This is a genomic window from Proteiniphilum sp. UBA1028 (assembly GCF_002316955.1).
Taxonomy (GTDB): domain Bacteria; phylum Bacteroidota; class Bacteroidia; order Bacteroidales; family Dysgonomonadaceae; genus Proteiniphilum.
Map to the genome: position 1 here is coordinate 80862 of NZ_DCEN01000031.1, position 4461 is coordinate 85322.

The following is a 4461-nucleotide window of genomic DNA, read 5'->3' on the forward strand; positions in this document are numbered from 1 at the left end:
AAAACCGATAAGGCCGCCATGGCCTGCATTGACCCGAACCGACGGGGGCAGGATCGCGATAACTGGATATGGATTCGCGATGCGGAGAGGCACAACCTGGTGGTCGGCACACAGGCCCGCATCCTTTACCAGGATGCGGAGGGACGACTGAAGATTGCGCTGCGCTTTAACGAGATGGTGCGTAACGGAGAGATTGGGCCGGTAATGTTGGGGCGCGATCACCACGATGTGAGCGGAACCGACTCTCCCTTCCGCGAGACAGCCAACATAAAGGATGGCAGCAACGTGATGGCCGACATGGCGGTGCAGTGCTTTGCCGGCAATGCAGCGCGTGGTATGAGCCTGGTTGCACTTCATAATGGTGGTGGAGTGGGGATCGGCAAAGCAGTCAACGGTGGCTTTGGCATGGTGTGTGATGGCAGCCGGCGGGTGGATGAGATTCTCCGCTCGGCCATGATCTGGGATGTGATGGGCGGCGTAGCCCGACGCGCCTGGGCCTGCAACGAAAATGCCATGGCGGTAACAAGGGAGTTCAACAAAACATATCCCGGGGGATATCACATTACCGAACCTTTTCTGGTGGACGACATGCTACTGAAAAACATCCTTTCCTGAAAAATATAATAATCGGTTGATTATCGCTATATTTGTAACGAACAACAGATGATCCGAACAACAATTAAACTGAAAATAAAACCCTTGTAAAAGGAAACGGAAGAGGTGTTATGAACAAAATTATGGAATGTGTCCCCAACTTCAGCGAAGGACGTGACAAGGTGAAAATTGAGAAAATAGCTGACGCCTTCCGTGGCAAAGAGGGTGTGAAGCTCCTGGACTACAGCAGCGATGCGGATCACAATCGCTCGGTGATCACCGTGGTGGGTGAGCCCGGAGCGTTGAAGAACGCGGTGATCGATGCGATTGGCAGGGCGGTGGAACTGATTGACCTCACACAACACCGTGGACAACACCCCCGCATGGGGGCAGCGGATGTGGTGCCTTTTATTCCCATTCGGAATGTGACGATGGCGGAGGCGATCACGCTCTCAAAAGAGGTGGCACAAACCGTGGGGGAAAAATATCACTTGCCGGTGTTCCTTTATGAAAAATCGGCCTCAGCACCGCATCGCGAAAACCTGGCATCGGTACGCAAAGGGGAGTTTGAAGGGCTCGGAAAGAAGATGCAGTTGCCGGAGTGGCAGGCAGACTTTGGTCCTGCGGAGCCGCATCCCACGGCCGGAGCAGTGGCGATAGGTGCACGCATGCCGCTGGTGGCCTACAACGTGAACCTGGGTACCGATAATATTGAAATTGCCGAGGCAATCAGCAGAAAAGTACGTCATATCGGCGGTGGGCTACATTACTGCAAAGCAATGGGTGTGGCGTTGCATGCACGCGGTATCACCCAGGTGTCGATGAACCTGACCGATTATACCAAAACAGCTATTTACCGTGCCCACGAGATGGTACGCATGGAGGCACAACGATACGGCGTGCCCGTCGTGGGTGGGGAAGTGATCGGGCTGGTGCCGATGGAGGCACTGATGGATGCAGCGGCCTACTACCTGGGGCTGGAGAACTTTTCTATGAGTCAGGTGCTTGAAGCTAACCTAATGGAATAACCAACGGTTCTCCATGGACATAGAATAAAAATATGAGCAATCTGATCATCAAAAATGCGGCACAGGTGGTTACCTGCAGCGGCTTCGGCGGTAAGCGGGGAAAAGAGATGTCCCATCTGCAGGTGATTGAAAAGGGAACGGTCATCGTTACGGATGGCCTTATTTCACATATCCTGAAACCGGACGAGCCTGTCCCGGTGAATGAACAGGCTTATATGATCCTTGATGCCACCGGAAAAGCATTGTTGCCGGGCTTTGTGGATCCTCATACCCATTTTGTCTTTGGCGGTTACCGGGAGGAGGAGTTCTCCTGGCGGATGCGCGGCGATAGCTATATGGAAATAATGATGCGGGGCGGAGGCATTGTGAACACGGCCAAAGCTACCCGTGCTGCGACAGAAGAGGAGTTGATTGCATCGGGCAGCCAACGCCTCGACGCGATGCTTCGGCTGGGGATCACCACCGTGGAGGGAAAAAGCGGGTACGGACTGGACAAAGAAACCGAACGAAAGCAGCTGCGGGTAATGCGGCATCTAAATAATACGCATCCGGTGGACGTCGTTTCCACCTACATGGGGGCACATGCCATCTCCGAGGAGTGGAGGGGAAGGGAGGATGCTTTTATTGATTTTCAGATTGATGAGATGTTTCCGCTGGTGGCAAAAGAAAAATTAGCCGAAGCAGTTGATATCTTCTGTGAAGAGGGGGTTTTTACCCTTGAACAATCGCGCAGATATCTGAAAGCTGCCAGTGAACAGGGACTTAAGTTGAAAATACATGCCGATGAGATTGTATCCCTCGGCGGGGCCGGACTGGCTGCCGAGTTGCGATGCCTTTCGGCGGACCACCTGTTGCATGTCTCCGTCGAGGATATTTACGCCCTGGCGGAAGCAGGCGTGGTGGCTACCTTGTTGCCGCTGACAGCTTTTTCACTGCGGGAGAAGTACGCCCCTGCCCGCAATATGATTGATGCGGGATGCATTGTGGCACTGGCCACTGATTTTAATCCGGGAAGCTCTTTCAGTGCTTCTGTACCATTGTTGTTTGCTCTGGCATGTATTTACATGAAACTGACGCCGGAGGAGGCGGTGAATGCGTTTACCATTAACGGCGCGGCAGCCATTGGGCGCGCCGATCGTATTGGGAGTATCGATATTGGCAAGCAGGGCGATCTGGTGCTGTTGCAGTTTCCTTCTTATAAGTTTCTTCCCTACCATGTGGGAATGAATACCGTGGAGCGTGTAATTAAAAATGGGAAAATTGTGGTTTGAAAAGACACAACTTGCATGCCACATGATCAAGAAACAGAAATCGGCGATAATTAATAAGGGATGAGAACCGACAACTAAAAAAATATTCTGATGAAACTAAAAGATCTGACGCTGAAGCAATTTCTCGAAATGACAGCCGCGAACGAAGCGGTACCAGGCGGCGGAAGCAGTGCCGCACTCAGTGCCGCCATTGCCACAGCACTGATAGAGATGATGGCCAACCTGACCATCGGAAAGAAAAAATATGCCGACGTGGAGGAACGCATGCGGATGATTGCAGCGGAGATGTCGGTTCGGCGGAGCCACTTTTTGGAAGATATCGACCGTGACGCCGGTGCCTATCTCTTGGTAATGGATGCCTACCGGTTGCCAAAAGAAACGGAAGCAGAGATGATTACACGCAACGAAAAAATTGAAAAAGCTACTAAAATTGCTACCCTTGTACCCATGGAGGTGGCTGAGCGCGCGTACAGTCTGCTCGATACAATGATGGAAACGTTGGAGAAAGGAAACAGAAACGCAGTGACAGACGGACTGGTTGGCCTGATGATGTGCCGCACCGCCATCATGGGGGCGTTGCTCAATGTGCGTACCAATCTGGGAGGTATCCGTGACATTGCATTTGTCGCCGAAATGAAAGCAACATGCGACGCGATGGAGAAGAAAACCCTCGACAAAGAGAAGCAATCAATCCAATGGGTGAAAACGGTACTCTAAATGAAAAACATATACTATATCGGTCAGAAGAAGTTGACGATCGCTGACCTGGAATGGATCATCAACGATAATATAAAAGTGGAACTCTCTCCCGAAGCCAGAGAGAGGATACAGAAATGCCGCGACTACCTGGACCGGAGGATGGAAAGACAGCAGGAGCCGATCTACGGTATCACTACCGGCTTTGGATCGCTTTGTGAACGAACTGTCTCCAACGAAGATCTGAGTACCTTGCAGGAGAACCTGGTGAAGTCGCACGCCTGTAGCGTAGGCGAGGAGGTGGCGCCACTCATTGTGAAGCTTATGTTCCTGCTAAAGGCACATGCCCTCGCCCTGGGCTATAGCGGAGTGCAGGTGGCGACTGTTCAAAGGATGCTCGACTTGTTTAACAACGATATTCTGCCCATTGTTTACGATAAGGGGTCATTGGGTGCGTCGGGCGACCTGGCACCCTTGGCCAACCTTTTCCTGCCGCTGATTGGGGTGGGGGATGTTTTTTATAAAGGACAGAAACGGGATATCGGGGGAGTGCTGGATGAGTTTGGATGGAAACCGGTCACTCTGAGAAGCAAAGAGGGATTGGCACTGCTCAACGGCACCCAGTTCATGTCGGCTCACGGTGTGTATGCCATCATGAAGGCACAGCGTCTCTCCCTGCGGGCAGACCTGATCGCTGCACTTTCGCTCGATGCCTACGACGGCCATATTGAACCGTTCGACCAGCGGCTACACCAGATCAGACCCCATCCGGGACAGCTGGCGACCAGCCAAAACATTCGCAGGTTTCTGGAAGGCAGCGAACTTGTTGGCCGCGAGAAACAACACCTTCAGGATCCCTATTCTTTCCGTTG

Annotated in this window: 4 protein-coding genes and 1 pseudogene; all 5 read left to right on the forward strand. The window is 52.4% G+C overall.

All coding sequences use genetic code 11. The features are described 5' to 3' along the window. Nucleotides 1-615, forward strand: a pseudogene (locus tag B3Z75_RS04415) (urocanate hydratase); the annotation flags it as partial. A gap of 110 nt (nucleotides 616-725) precedes the next feature. Next, nucleotides 726-1622 (forward strand): glutamate formimidoyltransferase, encoded by an 897-nt coding sequence (ftcD, locus tag B3Z75_RS04420; protein WP_294068162.1) that lies wholly within the window; start codon nucleotides 726-728, stop codon nucleotides 1620-1622. 32 nt (nucleotides 1623-1654) lie between these two features. Beyond that, entirely contained in the window at nucleotides 1655-2893 is a 1239-nt protein-coding gene (hutI, locus tag B3Z75_RS04425) for an imidazolonepropionase (RefSeq protein WP_294068164.1), read from the forward strand. 90 nt (nucleotides 2894-2983) lie between these two features. Then, a complete protein-coding gene (locus B3Z75_RS04430) occupies nucleotides 2984-3610 on the forward strand; it encodes a cyclodeaminase/cyclohydrolase family protein (RefSeq protein WP_294068166.1) in 627 nt (208 codons plus the stop codon). Beyond that, nucleotides 3611-4461, forward strand: an 851-nt coding sequence (locus B3Z75_RS04435; RefSeq protein ID WP_294068167.1) for an HAL/PAL/TAL family ammonia-lyase, incomplete at its 3' end; no start/stop codon positions are given.

Coding starts and splice junctions, on each gene's coding strand:
- hutI (WP_294068164.1), top strand. CDS start 1,655: ATGAGCAATCTGATCATCAAAAATGCGGCACAGGTGGTTACCTGCAGC.
- ftcD (WP_294068162.1), top strand. CDS start 726: ATGAACAAAATTATGGAATGTGTCCCCAACTTCAGCGAAGGACGTGAC.
- B3Z75_RS04430 (WP_294068166.1), top strand. CDS start 2,984: ATGAAACTAAAAGATCTGACGCTGAAGCAATTTCTCGAAATGACAGCC.